At 30.3% G+C, this 18,965-nt stretch carries 15 protein-coding genes; 1 reads left to right on the top strand and 14 read right to left on the bottom strand.

The annotated features are described in order from the left end of the window. Window positions 1–24 precede the first annotated feature (24 nt). From AQ1685_RS03560 to AQ1685_RS03525, 9 genes are all read right to left on the bottom strand, one after another. The gene (locus tag AQ1685_RS03560; protein WP_095069522.1) at window positions 25–894 is read right to left on the bottom strand and encodes a cbb3-type cytochrome c oxidase N-terminal domain-containing protein; all 870 of its coding nucleotides are present in this window, start codon (window positions 892–894) and stop codon (window positions 25–27) included. A gap of 11 nt (window positions 895–905) precedes the next feature. Further along, the gene (locus AQ1685_RS20460; RefSeq protein WP_095069520.1) at window positions 906–1,073 is read right to left on the bottom strand and encodes a CcoQ/FixQ family Cbb3-type cytochrome c oxidase assembly chaperone; all 168 of its coding nucleotides are present in this window, start codon (window positions 1,071–1,073) and stop codon (window positions 906–908) included. Between the two features lie 4 nt (window positions 1,074–1,077). Continuing rightward, window positions 1,078–3,276, bottom strand: coding sequence for a cytochrome-c oxidase, cbb3-type subunit I (gene ccoN / locus AQ1685_RS03555; protein WP_095069518.1), 2,199 nt, complete (start codon window positions 3,274–3,276; stop codon window positions 1,078–1,080). 21 nt (window positions 3,277–3,297) lie between these two features. Further along, the gene (gene ccoS, locus AQ1685_RS03550) at window positions 3,298–3,465 is read right to left on the bottom strand and encodes a cbb3-type cytochrome oxidase assembly protein CcoS (protein WP_095069516.1); all 168 of its coding nucleotides are present in this window, start codon (window positions 3,463–3,465) and stop codon (window positions 3,298–3,300) included. Window positions 3,466–3,784: 319 nt separating this feature from the next. Next, entirely contained in the window at window positions 3,785–5,146 is a 1,362-nt protein-coding gene (gene hemN, locus AQ1685_RS03545; protein WP_095069514.1) for an oxygen-independent coproporphyrinogen III oxidase, read from the bottom strand. A gap of 1 nt (window position 5,147) precedes the next feature. Beyond that, entirely contained in the window at window positions 5,148–7,517 is a 2,370-nt protein-coding gene (locus AQ1685_RS03540; RefSeq protein WP_095069512.1) for a heavy metal translocating P-type ATPase, read from the bottom strand. Between the two features lie 71 nt (window positions 7,518–7,588). Beyond that, window positions 7,589–8,452 carry an RsiV family protein gene (locus tag AQ1685_RS03535; RefSeq protein ID WP_157730075.1) on the bottom strand — a complete coding sequence of 288 codons (864 nt, stop codon included), beginning with the start codon at window positions 8,450–8,452 and terminating at the stop codon, window positions 7,589–7,591. A gap of 61 nt (window positions 8,453–8,513) precedes the next feature. Beyond that, entirely contained in the window at window positions 8,514–9,563 is a 1,050-nt protein-coding gene (locus AQ1685_RS03530; protein ID WP_095069506.1) for a response regulator, read from the bottom strand. Further along, window positions 9,560–10,807: a PAS domain-containing sensor histidine kinase gene (locus tag AQ1685_RS03525; protein ID WP_095069504.1), complete on the bottom strand. Its 1,248-nt coding sequence runs from the start codon at window positions 10,805–10,807 to the stop codon at window positions 9,560–9,562. Before AQ1685_RS03525 ends, AQ1685_RS03530 begins: the two co-directional genes overlap by 4 nt. 110 nt (window positions 10,808–10,917) lie before the next feature. Here AQ1685_RS03525 and AQ1685_RS03520 point away from each other — a divergent pair, with 110 nt between their 5' ends. Then, entirely contained in the window at window positions 10,918–11,328 is a 411-nt protein-coding gene (locus tag AQ1685_RS03520) for a hypothetical protein (RefSeq protein WP_095069502.1), read from the top strand. A gap of 4 nt (window positions 11,329–11,332) precedes the next feature. Here the strand turns inward: AQ1685_RS03520 and AQ1685_RS03515 are convergent, their stop codons facing one another. The 5 genes from AQ1685_RS03515 to AQ1685_RS03495 all read right to left on the bottom strand — a co-directional run bounded on the left by AQ1685_RS03515 (window position 11,333) and on the right by AQ1685_RS03495 (window position 18,872). Continuing rightward, window positions 11,333–12,343 carry an Ig-like domain-containing protein gene (locus AQ1685_RS03515; RefSeq protein WP_095069500.1) on the bottom strand — a complete coding sequence of 337 codons (1,011 nt, stop codon included), beginning with the start codon at window positions 12,341–12,343 and terminating at the stop codon, window positions 11,333–11,335. Between the two features lie 56 nt (window positions 12,344–12,399). After that, window positions 12,400–13,500 (bottom strand): hypothetical protein, encoded by a 1,101-nt coding sequence (locus AQ1685_RS03510; protein ID WP_095069498.1) that lies wholly within the window; start codon window positions 13,498–13,500, stop codon window positions 12,400–12,402. A gap of 203 nt (window positions 13,501–13,703) precedes the next feature. After that, entirely contained in the window at window positions 13,704–15,767 is a 2,064-nt protein-coding gene (locus AQ1685_RS03505) for a PepSY-associated TM helix domain-containing protein (RefSeq protein WP_095069497.1), read from the bottom strand. Further along, entirely contained in the window at window positions 15,764–16,069 is a 306-nt protein-coding gene (locus AQ1685_RS03500) for a hypothetical protein (RefSeq protein WP_095069495.1), read from the bottom strand. The genes AQ1685_RS03505 and AQ1685_RS03500 overlap by 4 nt, the downstream gene beginning before the upstream one ends. 412 nt (window positions 16,070–16,481) lie before the next feature. Beyond that, on the bottom strand, window positions 16,482–18,872 hold the full coding sequence (locus AQ1685_RS03495; RefSeq protein ID WP_197697496.1) for a TonB-dependent receptor: 2,391 nt from the start codon (window positions 18,870–18,872) through the stop codon (window positions 16,482–16,484). Window positions 18,873–18,965 lie beyond the last annotated feature (93 nt).

Genomic DNA, 18,965 nt, shown 5'->3' with positions numbered 1-18,965 from the left:
TCAACTATCAAAACTAATTACTAACTATTCTTTTTTCCAGATTTCTCCTTGAGGTTTCTTTGGTTTAGCTGTTGTATTTCCTTCAATAGAAATAATATAACTCGCTACTTTTTGAATATCTTGAGGTTTTAAAACTCCTTTCCAAGGCACCATTCCTTTTCCTGCTCTACCGCCATTATAAACAGTATTGAAGACATTCTTAAATCCGCCACCTAAAATCCAATATTCATCTGTAAGATTTGGTCCTACACCTCCACCTCCATCAGGAGCATGACAGGAAGCGCAATTCAAATTAAAGACTGCTTTACCTCTTGCTATCGCTCCATCATCAGTAAGTAATTCTACTTTTTCTACATCAAATAAATTTGGTGTATTGGCTTTGTATTGCTCAATTTCATATTTAGCTTTTGCCATTGCTTTTTCATATTCCATTTCTTGAGAATCTCCTCCTGCAATATGAAAACGAATCAAGTAAATTACTCCGAAAACAATTGTAGCATAAAATAAATACACCCACCATGGCGGAAGTACATTGTCTAATTCTTTTATGCCATCGTAGTTATGATCTAGTACAATTTCTTCTTCCTCTTCTATTGCTTTAGATCTTGTAAACTTTTTAAATACTTTTCTGAACCAAACTTCCCATTCATCTTCTATTTCTTCTGGATTAAAACCTTCTTTTTCTAGTTTTAATTCCTCAGTCATTTTATATACTGTGTAACTAAAGTATTCTTTAACTAAAATGACTAATACTAAGAAGACTAACAGTATCCAAACTAATGGGTTTTCGTATAAACTAAATGGATTTTCATATGACGTAATTGCTTTAATTAAAGCCCAAAAACTTACAAAAACAAATAGTAGGTACATGATCGATTGAAAAACTCTTTTCATGATTTTTCTGTTTAATTATCTAATGGTATATGACTTACTTTTTTTATGTATGATTTCTTTGCCGTGAAGACCCACCAAAAAAGCAATAGAAAAAAGGTGAAGAATATGCTTAATGAAATCAATGGATAAATTTCTATTCCTGTGATACTCTCTAAATGATTTTTTACAAACTTTAACATGATTCTATTTTTTTGATAATTTGTCTTTTACATCGTTTACTTTAATATCAACTCCTAATCTTTGTAAGTAAGCTATAAGTGCTACAATTTCTCTATCTTTCATTTCTACAAAAGGAATATCATTTGCTAAAGCATATTTTTTACTTTCATCATAATTGCTCGCAAAATCAGGATCTTCATATAGGTTTTGTTGAATCTGCATTCCTTGCTCATTCATACTCTTTTGAGCATTTTTCACATCTTCTTCTGTGTAAGGAACTCCTAAAGTGATCATAGCTCGCATTTTCTTCTCCGTTTGAGATTTATCTAACTTATTTTTAATGATCCATTGATAAGCAGGCATAATGGAACCTGGTGAAGTACTTTGTGGATCGTACATATGGTTAAAGTGCCAACTGTCATTATACTTTCCTCCTACACGATGTAAATCTGGACCAGTACGTTTACTTCCCCATAAAAAAGGATGATCGTACACAAATTCTCCTGCTTTAGAGTATTCTCCATAACGTTCTACTTCACTTCTAAATGGACGAATCATTTGTGAGTGACACGAAACACAACCATTTGAGATATAAATATCTCTACCTTCTAATTCTAACGGAGAATATGGTTTTACAGCTTCGATATACGGAATATTAGACTCAACCATTAATGTTGGTACAATTTGTACTACTCCACCAATTAAAATTGCTATGGTTGCATACAATGTTAATTTCACTGGCTTACGCTCTAACCAAGTATGCCATGTTTCTCCTTTTGTTCTATATTTTGAAACTTTAGTTAACGGAGCTGCTTCAGCTAAATCATCAGTTACTTTTTCACCTTGTCTAATCGTTTGCACAATAACGTAAACCATTACAATTGCTCCTATGATGTATAAACTACCTCCGATAGCACGTAGCCAATACATTGGTAAAATCTCTTGAACTGTTTCTAAGAAGTTTGCATAAGTTAATGTTCCATCTGGGTTGAATTGTTTCCACATAAAAGCTTGAACAAAACCTGCAACATACATTGGTAATGTGTAGATAATGATACCTAAAGTTCCAATCCAAAAATGGAAATTTGCTAAAGCTCTAGAGTATAATTTTGTTTTAAATAATTTAGGAACTAACCAATAAATCATACCGAAAGTCATAAATCCGTTCCACGCTAGAGCTCCTACGTGAACGTGAGCAATAATCCAATCGGTAAAGTGTGCTATTGCATTTACATTTTTTAGCGATAACATTGGCCCTTCAAAAGTTGCCATACCATAACCTGTAATTGCTACGACCATGAATTTTAAAACTGGATCTTGACGAACTTTATCCCAACTACCTCTTAAGGTTAATAATCCGTTGATCATTCCTCCCCAAGATGGAGCAATTAACATAATTGAAAAAACTACTCCTAAATTCTGAGCCCAGTTTGGTAAAGCAGAATATAATAAGTGATGCGGACCTGCCCAGATATAAATAAAAATTAAAGACCAAAAGTGAATAATCGATAATCGATACGAATACACGGGTCTGTTTGCCGCTTTAGGAATAAAGTAATACATCAATCCTAAAAAAGGAGTAGTTAAGAAAAATGCAACTGCATTATGCCCGTACCACCATTGTACTAAAGCATCTTGAACTCCAGCATAAACAGAATAACTTTTCAATCCACTTACTGGTAATTCTAAACTATTAAAAATGTGTAAAACAGCTACAGTAACAAAAGTTGCCAGGTAAAACCAAATGGCAACATACAAGTGACGTTGACGACGTTTTAAGATCGTCCAAATCATGTTTACACCAAACACTACCCATACTACAGCAATTGCAATATCTATTGGCCATTCTAACTCGGCATATTCTTTAGACGTTGTATATCCTAAAGGAAGTGTAATTGCTGCTGCCACAATAATTAACTGCCATCCCCAGAAATTAATGTTACTTAACAGATCGCTTGCCATTCTCGTTTTTAATAAACGTTGAAGAGAATAATACACACCTGCATAAATTGCATTTCCTACGAAAGCAAAAATCACAGCATTAGTATGTAAAGGTCTTAAACGACCAAAACTAAGCCATGAAATCCCATCAGTTATATTTGGGAATAAAAACATAAAAGCTAAGAGAAGCCCTACTGAAAAACCTACGATTCCCCATAATAAGGTAGCGTAAATAAATTTTTTTACGATTTTATTATCGTAATAAAATTGTTGCATTTCCATAATTTAAATTGAATTAAAAATCTATTCTTTATTTGTATTCTTAGTTACTAACTCGTCGTCAAATAACATTCTAACTGAAGGAGTGTAGGTATCGTCATATTGTCCCTTTTTAACGGAAATTATAAATGCAATAAAAAAGACTATTGCTACTGACACACTTACTGCCAGCAATACATAAATTACCCCCATCTTGTTAGTTTATTAATTATATTTCAAAAGTAGTTTTGGAAAGATTTTTATACTATGACATTGGTCATGTTTGACTTTTATTCTTTGATAGAATATTATCTTAAAGAATCATATTTATTCTCTTCTTTGCCTTGACACAAAGAAGCAAAAGTCAAGATTTATGATAAAAACTTGAGAAAATACTACGGCTACTTCCTCCACAGATAAAAAGAACTCGCTTTGCTCAAACAACTTTTTATCTTTCACCACTCCTTCAGCCTTGATTTTCAAAATTTTTATCAATAGATCATTAGAAAAACGGTTTCTTTCTTTTATTAGATTATATCGTCATTGAGAACAACTTTGTTTCAGGTTTCTTTCGTTGTAATCGTACATCAAAAGCCATACAAATATTTCGAATAAATGGTCGAGCTTCTTGAGCTACATTCAATGAATTACTATCAATTGCTATTAAATTATCTGAAGCGATTTCTTCTAATAATTCTATTGATTTAGGTAAAGCTTCAAAATGCATTTCTTTTGCTTTCCAATTCGTAGAAAAATGACACATGATATTTAAAATGTGTTTTCGAATCACTAAATCTTCATCAGTTAAAATATGACCTCTAAATACTGGGATTTCACCATTATTAACTAATGCTTGATATTCTTTTACGGTTTTTACATTTTGTGCAAATCCGTACCAAGAATCACTAATTGCCGACATTCCTAAACCAATCATGAGTTTAGTTTTACTCGATGTGTATCCCATAAAGTTTCTATGAAGTTTTTGTGAAGTTGTCGCCTTAAACAAATTATCGGAAGGCAACGCAAAATGATCCATTCCTATTTCATGATACCCAATATTGGTTAGCATTTGTTTTCCTAATTCATATAAAGCTCTTTTCTCATCTGACTTAGGTAAATGTTCTTCACTAAAACCACGCTGACCAACTCCTTTTACCCAAGGCACATGTGCATAACTATAAAATGAAATTCGATCAGGAAGTAATTCTCTGGTCTTTAAAATTGTGTCCGTAATACTTTCTTTAGTTTGAAACGGTAATCCAAAAATTAAATCATGACTCACAGATGTATATCCGATTTCACGAGCCCATTTTGTAACTTGTTTTACGTTTTCGAAAGATTGAATTCTATGAATTGCTTTTTGAACAGTACTATCATAATCTTGAATACCAAAACTTACACGTGTAAATCCAAGATTATATAAAGTTTCTAATTGTTCTTTTGTAGTGTTATTCGGATGACCTTCAAAACTAAACTCAAAATCAGGATGCTTTTGACTTCCTTCTAAAATTGAATTGATCAATTCTTTTAATTGTTCCGAAGCAAAAAAAGTCGGTGTTCCTCCACCTAAATGAATTTCTTTAATCACAGGAACTTGAGTCATTTTTTCTCTATATAATTCCCATTCTTTAATTAGAGTTTTGATATACGGAATTTCAACTTCATGACGTTTTGTAATGTGTTTATGACAAGCACAAAATGTGCATAAACTTTCACAAAAAGGTAAATGTATGTATAAACTTATTCCTTCTGCTTGGTTACTTTCTTCAAATGATTTTTTAAAATTTTTGAGCCATTTTTCTTTTGAAAACGTAGTTGCATCCCAATATGGAACAGTTGGGTAACTCGTATATCTTGGCCCTGGAATATTATATTTTTGAATTAGTGATTTCATATTATAGTTTTTTTCCTAAAATATTAGTTGCTATAGTGGTAAACACCACAATACTTATTGAACTTAAAGGCATTAGAATCGCAGCAATCACAGGATATAATTGTCCGGTTACAGCGAAATACAGTCCGACACTATTATAAATCAGAGAAATGATAAAACAGTATTGGATAACACGCATCGTTTGTTTTGTAGCTTTTATAAATTTTGGTAGTTTTTCAAACTGATTTGCATCTAAAATTGCATCACAAGCTGGTGAAAACACATTAATATCTTCAGATACTGCAATACCAACTTCACTTTGCATTAAAGCTCCAGCATCATTTAATCCGTCTCCAATCATCGCGACATTTTTATGCTTCTTTTGAAGTTGAGAAACATAAGCCAATTTGTCTTCTGGCTTTTGATTGAATAATAATGTCGTGTTCTCTGGCAATCTTTTTTTTAAATACACTTTTTCCCCTTCATTATCGCCTGAAACAACAGAAAGATCATATGCTGAAAACGTCTGAAATACTTCATCTACATGTTTACGATAAGTATTTTTTAATGTGAACTTTCCTTTATAATCATTTTGAATGCTGACATGCACAGAAGTATCTGAACTAAATTGTTCCTTTTCATTTTTCACGAAAGAAGCAGATCCAACTTTAACATCAACAGTAGCTACGGTTGCTTGTAATCCTTTTCCTGTATGTTCAAAAACCTGACTCTCTTTCTCTAAAGAAATCTTCGTCATAGTTTCATAAATTGTTCTACTTAAAGGATGATTAGAAGCTCGTAATGTTGCTTTTAAAGCTTTTTCTTCATTAAAACTTAAGACTGAACCTGTGTATTTTACTTCACTATTTGCTCTAGTAGTTAAGGTTCCTGTTTTATCGAAAACTATCGTATCTACTTTTGCTAACTGTTCTATAACTGTAGCGTTTTTTAAATAAAATTTTTGCTTACCAAAAATTCGTAACATATTACCTAAAGTAAATGGAGCTGCTAACGCAATTGCACATGGACAAGCAATAATAAGCACAGCTGTAAAAACATTTAAAACTTTAGTTGCATCTGTAAAAAACCAAAACATACTTGCTAGAGCAGCGATGGAAAGAATAGCAATGGTAAAATTTTTACTTATTTTATTAGTGATGGTTGTAAACTTGCTGGTTTTATCTTTTTCGAAAACAGCGTTACTCCACAATTGCGTTAAATAACTTTGTTCTACAGAATTGATTGCCTCAATTTCTATAGCTCCTGACAATTGTTTTCCTCCTGCAAATAATTTATCTCCTGATTTTTTCTGAACCGGATTTGCTTCACCCGTAACAAAACTGTAATCGATTTGAGCATTTCCATTGATTAAAATTCCATCTACAGGAATTAATTCTTGATTACGAATTAAAATTCGATCTCCTTTTTCAATCTTGTAAATCTGAATGGTTTCTTCATTTCCGTTTTTATTTACTTTCGTGACAGCAATTGGAAAATAAGATTTATAATCACGCTCAAACGATAAGTAATTGTATGTTTTTTGCTGAAAGAACTTTCCTAATAACAAAAAGAAAACCAAACCTGTTAAGCTATCGAAAAAACCACTTCCTAAATCAAACAACACCTCAACAGCACTTCTTGTAAAAAGTACTAAAATTCCTAGTGCGATAGGAACATCGATATTCAATAATTTAGATCGTAATCCTTTATACGCAGAGATCAGATAATCTTGAGCTGCATACACAACTACAGGAATAGAAAAAGCAAACATCAACCAACGAAATGTGTGTTTGTACTTTTCTAACCAAAATTCATTTACTTCAAAGTATTCTGGAAAAGAAAGCAACATTACATTTCCAAAAGCAAAACCAGCTAAACCTAACTTATAAATTAAGCTACGATCGACATTTTTACTTCCTGATTCATAATCTTCTAAAGAAATATAAGGTTCATAACCAATGGAACTCAGTAGGACAACTATTTCCTTTAAACTAATTTGATCAACTTTGTATGTAATACGTACACTCTTTTTAGGAAAGTTAACTTGTGCAGTTACGATTCCTTTTTGTAATTTCTGAAGATTTTCTAACACCCAAATACATGAACTACAATGAATATGCGGAATGTATAACTCTACAATCTGAACATTTTCGTCGTTAAACGAAAGTAATTTTTGAATGATACTTTCATCATCTAAATAATCGTATTTACCTTGAATATCTAATGGTGTTGCTCCCGGACTTTCTTGTAAATCGTAATAGCATGTTAAATCGTTTAGCGAAAAAATCTCGTATACTGTTTTACATCCATTGCAACAAAACGATTTATCATCAAATTCTATTTTTTGATGCTCGTTACATTCGTCTCCACAGTGATAACAGGTTGTTTTCATATACACGATTTACGTAAAGCAAATTTCTGTATGAAAAAAAAAGTAAACTATGATATTAATCAGTTCTGATCTTATAAAATGAAGCGATCTGACCAGTTTTGCTGTAATACTGGTTTTAACTTTTCTAAAGGAATTTCTATAGAATATGTTCCTACAAATGAAGGACACATAATACAATCGTTGAAGTAAAAAATGATATGATTATTGTTAACTACAAAATCGTTTTTAGCAACTTCAAAATCATCTAAACTTACTTCGAAACATTCATAAAATAAATCTCCTTTAGCGATTTGTGTTCTAATTTCTGAATTTAAAATTTGATGAACTTCTGATAAACTTCCAGGTAAAAAATAATCTTCGAAGTGGAGTAATTTTCCTTTTATTTTATCAAAATTTACTGTTTTAAAAGTGTAGTAAGCTGCTTTAGTTTGTGCGTAATGATTCTCTAAATAAAAGAGTACACTTATGTGCGTTTCTTTTTGTTGATAAATCTTGTATTCTCCTATTCTGTGTTCTCGAATTGGATTTTTCTGTAGTGTATCACATAAGAGTTCTTGACTTTCTAAAACATCTTGTTCTATTCTAGAAAGTTGTATTAATTCGTTCTCAACAAAATCATTAAAAAGTTCAAATTTCGGATTGTAATTTTCATCTAACTGTGGATAACAGAAGTCAATTATATAATTGTCAGTTTCTTTGTACAACTGTTTATGCACCACATAATCTTTGATGAAGTTACTATTATCTTCATCTGATTTTATAGGATTGATTTTTACATTATGCTGTAACTCTTCCGTATTAAGTTGAATGGTAACAGAATCATTAATCATTAATGAATCCTTACTACTAATTTTAGTCGTAGTATGAATTGGTTCTTTATCTAACTTGCAACCAATAATTACCAATACCACTATTAAAAAAGATACAATTCTCATAATCGACATATTTAATTATGATAAAAGTATGTATCGCAGTACTTCTAAAAAATGATAAAAATCATTCTACTAGTTTTAAGGCCTCCATATCAACAATTTTAATATTTCTACCTTCAATTTCTATAATCCCGTTCTTTTTAAGTTTAGAAATACTTCGAATTAAAGTTTCGGTAGCAATACCAGCAACACTAGCTAAATCGTGTCGTGCTATTCTAATAATATCATCTGGATTTCTATTCATGCGTTCAGCAAATTTTAGTAGTGTTGCTGCTGTTTTTTTATGAACAGAATTATAGGCCATATCTAATAATTGTTCTTTTACATCTTTTAAATTATCTGCTAAAAGATCAACTAAATCTAATACAACTTTATGGTTTTTATGTAAAACTGAAATCAACTCCGACTTGTGAATTCCTACAAGTTCTGTTGCTTCCATTGCTATAGCTGTTTCTTGATAGGGAATGTTTTGAGAGAAAGAAGTATACCCGAATAAATCGTCTTCTTTGTATAGTGAAGTCGTTAACACTTTACCTTGTTCGTTAAGCTTAGAACATTTCACTCCGCCTTTCGTCACCAAATAAATATAATTAGAGTTATCGCCTTCTTCATACACTTTTTCTTCTCCTTGAAAAGAAAAAACAGTTCCGTTATCATCAAAGAAATTTTTAAGATCATTCAAATCTCTAAGTTCATTTTCATTCGGAATTTCTTCAACTACTGTTTTCTGTTCTTTTAAAATTGAAGACTTTGCCAATCTACTTTCAATTGCGCTAATTAATTCTTCTTCAGTAAAAGGTTTTGTAATATAATCGTCGGCTCCAAGATTCATTCCTTTTCGTACGTCACTTCGTTCTGTTTTTGCTGATAAAAAGATAAAAGGAGTAAACTGTGTTTTCGGATTTTTAGATAAAATTTCTAACACACCATAGCCATCAACTTCGGGCATCATAATATCACAAACAATTAAATCTGGTAATTCGCTTAATGCTTTTTCTATGCCAACTTTACCATTTTCAGCCATAACTACTTCATAGTAATCGGTTAACTCTAGTAATTCTGCTGTGTTTTCTCTTAATGTAATATCGTCTTCAATTAATAGAATTTTTCTCATAATTCAGCTTTGTTTGGGATCGTGACTATAAATGTTGAACCTACGTTTTCTTTACTCGTAAAAGTTATGGTTCCTCCTAAGTTTTCTAAATGACTTTTTACAATATTTAAACCAATTCCTGTTCCTTCATTAAGCAATACATTTTCTGCTCTAAAATAACGTTGGAATATATTTTTTTGATCTTTCTCAGGAATTCCAAATCCTTGATCTTCTACTTGTACTGTAGTTTCTGAATGATTTTGTCGTACCGAAATTGTTATGATTGTATTTTCAGGAGAATATTTTACAGCATTACTTAAAAGATTAAGAAAAGTAAGTTCCATAATCTTTTCATCTTGGTGAATTGTAATGTCTTCCATATCTGAATTACACACAATTTCCTGACCTTTTTTTAATAATAAACTTGCTCCGCTAATCGCTTCTTTTATCGTTCTTTTAATCTGAAAAGAAGTCAAATTGTATTTAATCTCTCCTTTTTCAAGTTTTTCAACAGATAAAAAATCGTTTAGGATATTATTTAAATAATGAACCTTGTTCTTTATTATCGATAAATGTTTTTCTCTTTTTTCTTGTTGTTCGGTTAATTTGTATTTCGACAACAACATTGTAGACGTTAAAATTCCGCTTAACGGCGTTTTAAATTCATGCGATACTAATGATAAAAACTTTGTTTTTAATTCATTTAATTCTCGCTCTTTCTTTAATGCTACTTTCGCTTTTTTCTCTGCAACAATTCTTTTCTTATTTTCTTCATCTAACTGCTGATTCATTTTTTCTAATTCATCTACAGTTTCACTTAAACTTTTGGTTCTTTCTCTTACTTTATTTTCTAGTTTGGTATTTAATTCTAGTATTTCTAATTCTTGATGTTTTCTCAAAGAAATATCTACAACTAACGCCATTGTATACATTTCTCCTTGCATTTCAAACGGATTTAAACCTACTTCTATAGGAAATACACTTCCGTTTTTATGTGCAGCATACAAATCTCTTCCATGTCCCATTTGTCTTTTCTGCTGTACTTTTAAAAATGAATTAAAATGCGAATCGTGAGTTCCTTTATATTTTTGAGGAATTAATGTTTTTAATTGTTGATTTAACAATTCCCCTTTGTTGTAACCAAACATTGCTTCTGCTGATGAGTTTACAACCATGATTTCTTGATTCTTATCTACCACAATAATACCTTCTGAAACAGCTTCAAAAAGAGTATCAAAAATTATTCTTTCTTCCTTGTCGAACATTCAATTAGAAATTTGATATAAAGATATATTTTATTAAAAAGACTATAGCTGATATTTATCATTTCTAGCCTCATTTGTTCATTTTATTTTTGTTCTGAATCGTATTTAAAATGAAAACAAAAAAGCTAAACATCAAGTTTTATCAGAATATTGCCAAAGTTTTTTATGCAGTTGCGAAGTCTGACAACAGTATTAATATGCATGAAATAAAAGCATTAAAACAAGTTGTAAAAGACAAATGGCTAATGATTGATGAAACTTTTGATATGTTTGGTACAGATACGGCTTATCAAATAGAAGTTGTATTTGATTGGTTGTACAGTAAAAATGCAACTACTGAAGATTGTTTTACCGATTTTTTAGAATACTACAACAACTATTCTTATTTCTTTACTCGAGAAATTAAGCAATTAATTATAGAAACTTCGTATCGTATTGCTGAAGCTTTTAAAGGAAAAAATAAGGCTGAGCTTTTGATTTTAGAAAAATTAGAACATGAATTAACTCGATTAGTTTCTTAAGTTACTATGATATAGAAAATTTACGTTCTAAAATTGGTTTTGTTTTCTTTTTTGTGACATCTCTATCGAATAAACGTTCTAGATTATTTCCTGAAACATCTTCGATTATTTTATCACATTTCAAAATATAATCACCTTTTTTCCAAGAAGTATTTGGAGTAAATTCAATTGTACTTTCATTGGTTTTAATTTTAAAACTTCCTGAAATTACTTGTCCTTTTGTATTGATAATTTGTAAGCTATTATGTAGACTTCCGAAATCTAAATTATCATTTAATTGAATTACTAAAGACTGATTTGTATTTGATTTTGGTAAAACAAATTCCCACTTTTTTATACTTGGCTGAATTCTATCTGAACCAATAACATGAAAAGCATGTTCAAATGTTTTTCCCATAGCAACACCTTCTGTATCTTTTAATTTTTCATCAATCAGTAAAGTATACGATACTCCTTCATTTAAAACTTCTCCCAAATGTTTATTCGGACCTAAATCTCTTTTTTGTCTTCCAGGTTCAATCCATAAGGTTAATAATTTTCCGTCGTTAGATAATAAAGCGTTTTCTAAAGGCAGCAAAGCTCGATCTACTTTTTCTTTTGTTTTATTATTTATCAGCCTAATATGATTATAAATATTAGCTGGATTTACTGGTTTTGAAAAGGCAACATACCATTTCAAAAAATTTGAAGGTAACTTTGATGTATTCGGATAAATTGCTGCTACATTTAATTTTTTATAATCTGTTTTTAACGGAATTAAAAACTCAAAAAAAGAATCATTTACAATAACTGTATATGTTGTGTTTAATTGAAAAGGTAATACTGGAGAAAAATACAAAGTAGAAGTATCTTTAAAAAGATCTCCTAAAATAGCTTCTCTATTTGCTAACTGTTTGTGCGAAGTAAATGAACCTTTGTATACTTTAATTTCTTGTATATTTTCATTTGTTTTTACTTCAATAATCTCCTGAGAAAAAGAAAACTTTGGAGATTGAGAAAACACCTCCAAAGTCATCAATAATACTATTGTAAAAATTCCTGATCGTATCAAATTGAATTCTAATTATATGATTATAACCAACGATTAGAACTTGTTTTTAAAGCTAATTTCCCATTAGATTCTCTTTGAATGAAAACAAACTCTTTATCGTTAAGCTTATCTAATTGTTGCACGTTTACAAATGGTAAGTTAATAAAATCAACTCCTTCTGTTCCTGCTCGTTCTTTAACTCTGGTTGTTAATGAATTTCCAAAAGATTCTATATCTGAAACCTTAAATTTCATTAACGCTCTGTTAGAATTCGCCATTAAAATAAAACGTTTTCCTTTATTGTTTGTCATTTCAATAATATCTAAAGGTGTATTCCAATTTCCTAATTCAGCAACAGTTCTTCCTTTTGTATGAGAACCTGGAGTTAAACTTTCCATAGGAAAAACGACCAACGGCGTACAGGTATAACTAGCAATAATATGTGGTTGATTATTTATAGTTGTAGTCATGAACGTTTTTATTGGTGCATGAGTTTCATATTTTCCGTGAGCAGCATGATAAATTTCTAAAGAACTATCACTTTGCTTGTTTGTGAAAGGAAAAGGAATTGCTCTAAAAGTTGAAGCAAATTCGGCATTACTTAAACCAGAAACCATAATTTGTCCGTTTGCAAATTGAATATCAGTAATTGCTAAACTACGTAACGGTCTACCTCTTCTATCTTTAGCATCTGCATTCACCACATTTGAAACATTTACTTTTGAAAATGATACTGATTTTAGTGGAACATTTTCTAATGTATTGTTGTTTACTAAGAATAAAAACGATTTTCCTGAACTGTGCTGTGCTCCTAAATAAATATTTTGATTTACAGGATTTACAACCATATCGATAATTTGTAATTGATCACTATCTGATCCTAAAAGCTGACCTAAAAGTGCTTCAATATCTTTTAAATATAATTTTTGATTTGTTGCCTTTTTTGCTGAACTCATATCTACAGCTACAACTTGAGAATTTTTACTATCTCCTAAAAATAATATTCCTTCTGGACCAAAAGTCATGGCATTTATTGAACCAATTTCTGGATTTCCAATTACAAAGTCTTCTGTTAATGAATCAACTGCATAAGTAGGCATGCATAACAATCCAATAATTAGTGTAAGTATTAATTTTTTCATTGTTTGATTTATTTGTATCAAAGTTAAACATTACAAAAGCTGATAATCGTGAAAGAAATGTTAACGTTTGTATACTTTAATATAGATAAACCATTTAAAAACAAAATTTTACATAATTACATTAATTTGTTAAGTATAAAACAAAAGAGGTTCAATTTCTTGAAACCTCTTTACATACTTATAACTATATCTGTCTTTAAATTCTATTTTATAGCTACATTTTTATTAGACTTCCAATACAATATTTCTTTAATTAAAAAGATGTTTGCGACTACCATTAAGAATAAAATCAGAATTTCTGAGACATTACTCATTTCGTAAATCATAGCCGTTATCCAATGATAAATATTAAATAAACCTAATAAAACTGCCCAAATCAAAGAAGTCCACTTAAACCATTTTTGAGCGAATTCTACAGTTAGAATCGCAAATAAAAACGCCATTCCTTCTAAAATAATTCTCCATTGATGAGCCCATCCTGGAATTTCTCCATCGGCTCCTTCTAATACTAAGGATTCTTGAAAATACACATTTGCTATTCCGTAAACATGATGTATAATGAATCCGATAACCATGGTTAACCATAGTATGATAATTTTTGTTCGCATTGCTATAAAGTTTTTATCTATTGTTTGTTCTTTTGATTGATGTAATTTTTCTTCTTCCTGCAACTGCAATTGGGCTGCTTTATAATCGATAGGGTTCTTCGTAAATGAACTTTGAGCTTTTACTTTTTCATTGATTTTAGTGTAAGCCAATAAACTAATAATTCCAATACTTAACCATAACATATCTATAGTTAAAATATCATACTGATGCTCTTGAAAAGAAGTCCATATCCATTGTTTAGAAACAATTCCATTTACAATTGGAATTAAAATACCAGTAACTCCTCCAAGTAATAAACTGATCTTATTTGTTTTGTAATTATCTCTTTTAAACCCCATGAAGAGTATCATCAAAATCCAAAGTATGAAGTAGAAATAATATATTGCAGATTGTGAATTTGTGAATCGTGCTCCAAATAACTTTATAAATAGAAAAGAAATTGCAGTTACCGGTAACATGGATAAACATATTGACAAATAAATATGCCCAATGTTAGCTGTAAATAAACGCTGACTCAAAGTCATGCTTTTTTTATTTCTAGCTTCAACCCAAATTAGAACTCCCGATAATATGACAAAACAAGTAATTAATGCTAAGACGAAATAGAGGATTTTCATGAAAACTCCTCCAAAATCACCAAAATGCAAACGAGTCAAGGCTCGTTGTGTGTCTTCAATATAATTAAGTTCCTCTGGATTTTTATCAGCTTTTATAAATCCAGTTTCCATATCAAAAATTACTCTCCCTAAACCAACAAATCTTTCTGAATCTTTCAGCTCACCTTGAAGTACATACTTCATATTAGTTCCGCCATAATTTCTTATAAATGCTGATGTGAATTCAAACTCATTCCAAAAGGTATCAGATTTTTGGATAAAGTCATTAAAAAGAGGAAGTTTTTCTTTTGTTTTTTCTTTCCAGACATACGTTTTTCGTTCTGGACGAATATCTTCTAAAAGTTTGGTTTGATCTCCATTATATAGAAAATTAGCAGGAAGTAAAACCAAAACAGATAAGCAGAAATATGCTCCTGTTACTGCAAAAATAAATTGAAAAGGTAATCCTATAATTCCTAAAGCAGTATGTGCATCTGTCCAAACTCTTTTTAAAGCAATCTTAGGATTGAATGCATAAAAATTTGAAACTATTTTTTTCCAATGTACTATCACTCCTGTGATAATTGCAAACAAGAAAAATATGGCTACAAAACCTGCCAAATAAATTCCAATAACAGGAATTTGATGAAAGAAATGTAATCTGTACAGAAACTCTCCTATACCATAGTACTCGTGGTATTCTTTTCTCTCTTCAGTATGAATGTCTAGTGAAAAAAACTGTGCAGTTTTGCTCTTTTCTGTTGCTGTAGAATCTTGACTAGCTAAAAGATATACATAAATTTTATCTTCATGCTTTCCTAAATCTATTTGTACATCTCTACCTGATAAATCATAATCTTTATTTAATGTTGTTAATAATTTATCATAATCGATATCCTTTCTATTGGTATAGGTAGATTTTTTTCCTTCTTCCCAAATTCCAATTTCATCTTTGAATAAAGCAAAAGCTCCAGCAAAAAAAATAATATATAATACTACACTGATTACGATTCCACTTACAGTATGCGTATTGAAAAAAACATTGTAATTTCTATTACTCATGATACAAATGGATTTTCTTTTTGAACCAAAGTGAATACAACATATAGTAAAACTATAACCAATATGTATAGCAGTAGTGATTTGAATCCATTTTTAAATAAAAATGGAATTATCAATAATGCTCCCCAAATTATAAACATGGTAAAAATTGATGTGATTAAAATCTCTTTATGGAATGGTAAAACCAAAGCTGCAATCATATGTAATAAAGCTGTTATGATGTAGCCTCCAAGTATACCCGAAACAATTTTAGCTCCTTTATGCCAAGGTGATGTCGTTAAGTATTTTCTGTTAGCTGGCATAATTTATTATTAGTTCGATGACAATTGAAAAAATCATAACAAAAACGGTAATGTTTGTTTTAAATAATCGTAATGGATATATGCATATTGTAAGGCTCAATAAACTACTTAAAGTAAATAACCAGAATAAGAAACCTAGTGTAGGTCCGTAGGAAAACATAACATAAATTAATGCCAAGAATAATATAGCTAGACCTATTATTTTCTTGAACGAAAATGATCTATTTAAAATATTATCTAACGATGAATTGTTAAATAAAACTACTTTATTGGAAGTGCTATACATTATAAAAACACCTAAAAGTAAAGTTGAAATTTCTACTGTTATCATGTTGTAATTTTTAATCACAAAACTCTAAATCAAAAGATTTAGAGTTTTGCTTTCATGGCTTTAGTTCAAATTACTTAAGTCTTAAAATTTGTATGTTAAAGCACCAAAGTAAGCTCTTGGTTGTTGAGGGGTCAGTGTACTCCAACCTTTGTAATACACTTCATCTGTTAAATTATTTACATTGAAACTTACTCTAAATTTTGGATGATCATAATATAAACCTGCATTAATTACAGTATAAGCTGGTAATATAAATTCACCTACATTTGGATATCCTTCCATAGTATTGAAATCACTTGATCCATTAAATCCTGCAGTAATTCCTAAGTTTTTAATTTTTCCTTCTTGAAATCTATAATCAGCCCAGAAGTTGTAAGTAAATTCTGCTCCTGCTTCACCAAACCTTTGACCAACTAATAATGGATTAGATGTTGATTCTAATATTTCTGAATCGTTGTAAGCAAAACCTCCTCTAAGATTTAAACCATCAACAGGATACGCGTTGAAGTCTAATTCAATTCCTTGACTCTTTACTTTCCCATCTTGCTGTTGTGTAGGTCCAAATCCAATAATTTTATTATCGACAGTAATGTTATAATAACTTACGGTAGTTTCTAATTTATTCCCAAATAAATTTGCTTTCACTCCTCCTTCAAACTGATCTGCGTTTTCTAAATCGAAAGAACGTAAAACTAATGGTGAAGTAAAATCTCCTGGAACTGAATTTGCTAATACAGGATTCACGTAGTTAAATCCATTTTGATAATTTGCAAATACAGAAACTTTATTTAAAATTGGTTGATAAACTACACCTACTTTTGGAGCAAATGTTGATTTTGTGTATTCTGTTGCATTATCCAACTCTGTATTTTTATCACCTTGGTAATCGAAACGATCGTAACGCACACCTGCCATTACAGATAATTCTGGTAAAATATTAATCACATCAGAAACATAAGCACTTAATACATTTTGATTCACATTTGTATTCGCATTTACTACTCCAGTAAGTACAAAGTCTAAATTATTTCTATTTGTTGGTAAACCTTGAATTAACTGTCCTTGAGCAGTAATAATGTTTAATGATGCAAAATTTGAACTGTTATCGATATTTTGAGTTTCTAAATAATCTACTCCAATTAATACTCGATTACGAATTGTTCCTAATTTAAAATCTCCTGTAAAATTCTGTTGAATATCAAAAGAGTTTGTCTCTGCATCTGTTCTTTGACCTACTGTTGAGAAAAAAGGATTCGGTTGAGTAGGATCTAAAGGATTGGCAAAAATATTATTGATGAATGTATAGTAACCATCAGACTCTGCACTACTTCCTGAAACAATAGTTTGAGAAGACCAATTGTCTGTAATCTTGTACGCAATTTCTCCTCTAAAGTTTTGTGTTGGATTACTTATCTGTAGACTATTATCTGTAAAAGATAAATCAGGATTATAATTTAATGTTTCTAAATTATTAAAAGCTAAAGGTCCTAATCTGTTTAAGAATAAGAAAACAGGATTGGTTTGTTTATTTCCTGAAACTTCGTAATTAAAGTTTAATGTTAATCGATCGTTAACCTGATATGAAATAGCTGGTGCCATAAATACTGATTCTCTTAAACCAGCATCTTGAAAACTATCTTCTGATTGAAAACCTGCATTAAATCGAATAGAAAATTTCTCACTGCTATCCGTTGTATTTAAATCTAACGCAACTTTCTTAAATCCGAATGATCCACCACCAACAGATATCGTTCCGCCAGTTCCTTTGTATGGTTTTTTAGTTACAATATTGATTAATCCTCCATAAGAAGTAACTGTACTTCCAAATAATGTAGCAGATGGTCCTTTTATTACCTCAACACGTTCTACATTAAAAGGATTGATAAAACCATTTGTAATACCTGGCATTCCGTTCACTAATTGTGGTTGAGTAGCGAAACCACGAATAGAATAATATCCTGCTCCATCTCCAGGTCTACCTGTAGACTGCCATAATTTATCAACTCCAACTGCATTTTTTAAAGCATCTTCAAAATTATTTACATTTTGAGAAACTAATAATTCATCAGTAATTGTACTGTAAACCTGAGAGTTTTCAATGTTTTTTAAAGGTAACTTGGCTACATAAGCTGTCTTTTTTCTTGAAAATTTATTTTGTTGATTGGTTATTGTTACCTCTTTCAAAAGTTCATTTCCTTCATAAAGAACTATAGCTGAATTATTAGATAACTCAGAAACTCGAACTGTTTTTGTTTTGAAACCTAAGTAAGAAAGAATAATCACATCATTTTTACTTGCCTCAATTGAAAACTTTCCATCTATATCTGTTTCAAATTGTTTGGCTGTCTCCTTCACTATTATAGTAACCCCCGCTAAAGAGACATTGTTGTTGTCTACAACCTTCCCGCTTATTTGTGCATTATTTACAACACTATATAAACACAGCAGAAAAAAAAGTATAATTTTTTTCATTTATTTTTATTTAGACTGATTTAATATTAAATTTGCAGCAAATGTATAATGTTCCCCGTATACTGCAAAATTATTTAGAATAATTTTAAATAA

The sequence above is a fragment of the Tenacibaculum jejuense genome, assembly GCF_900198195.1.
GTDB lineage: Bacteria > Bacteroidota > Bacteroidia > Flavobacteriales > Flavobacteriaceae > Polaribacter > Polaribacter jejuensis.
Note: the sequence above shows the minus strand (reverse complement) of the source record. Positions and strands in the feature narration are given on the sequence as shown.